The organism is Micromonospora sp. DT41 (assembly GCF_049841715.1).
GTDB classification, from domain to species: Bacteria; Actinomycetota; Actinomycetes; order Mycobacteriales; family Micromonosporaceae; genus Micromonospora; species Micromonospora profundi.
Map to the genome: position 1 here is coordinate 1 of NZ_JBNCKU010000054.1, position 743 is coordinate 743.

At 69.3% G+C, this 743-nt stretch carries 1 protein-coding gene; it reads left to right on the forward strand.

The window, feature by feature from the left end:
* On the forward strand, positions 1 to 743 hold a 743-nt coding region (locus tag ACLQ23_RS31570; protein WP_425881537.1), incomplete at both ends, for an AMP-binding protein.

A 743-nucleotide genomic window follows, 5' to 3' on the forward strand; every position in this document is an offset into this window, starting at 1 on the left:
CCCGACGGCCACCTCAACATCGCCGCCGAGTACTCCACCGAACTCTTCGACGCCGACCGCATCAACCGACTCCTCGACCACTGCATCACCGCGCTCGCCAACGGACTCGCACAGCCCGACGAGCCCGCCGAAGAGATCGACATCCTCACCGGCTCCGAACGCGACCACATCCTGTACTCCTTGAACCCGGTGCTCAGCCAGGACCCTGACGGTTTGGCCCCGTGGGGCCTGTTGCACGGTGTGCTGGCGGGTCATGAAGCCAGCCGGGTGGCGATCCGGTTCCAGGGCGTCGACCTCAGCTACGGCGAGTTGGACCGTCGATCCACCCGACTGGCGCAAAAGCTGCGCAGTTACGGCATCGGCCCGGGCGACATCGTCGGGCTGCTCCTCGACCGGGGCCTGCACCTGCCGGTGGCCCAACTGGCGGTGATGAAGGCCGGCGCCGCCTGGACCATGCTGGACCCGCAACTGCCACCGGCCAGGCTGGCGTACCAGACCAGCGACTCCGGTGCCCGACTGGTGTTGACGACCACCGACCTGACCCCACTCGCACCGGAAGACACGCCGCGCTGGCAACTGGACCAACCCGACCCGCTCGCTGTCGCCGACGCACCGGACCCACTGCCTGGCGTCGGGGCTCTCCCCCAGCCGCCCGAGGTCGAGGTCCGCCCGCAGGATCCGGCGTACCTGCTCTACACCTCCGGCTCGACCGGCACACCCAAGGGCATCCTGGTCCCCCACCG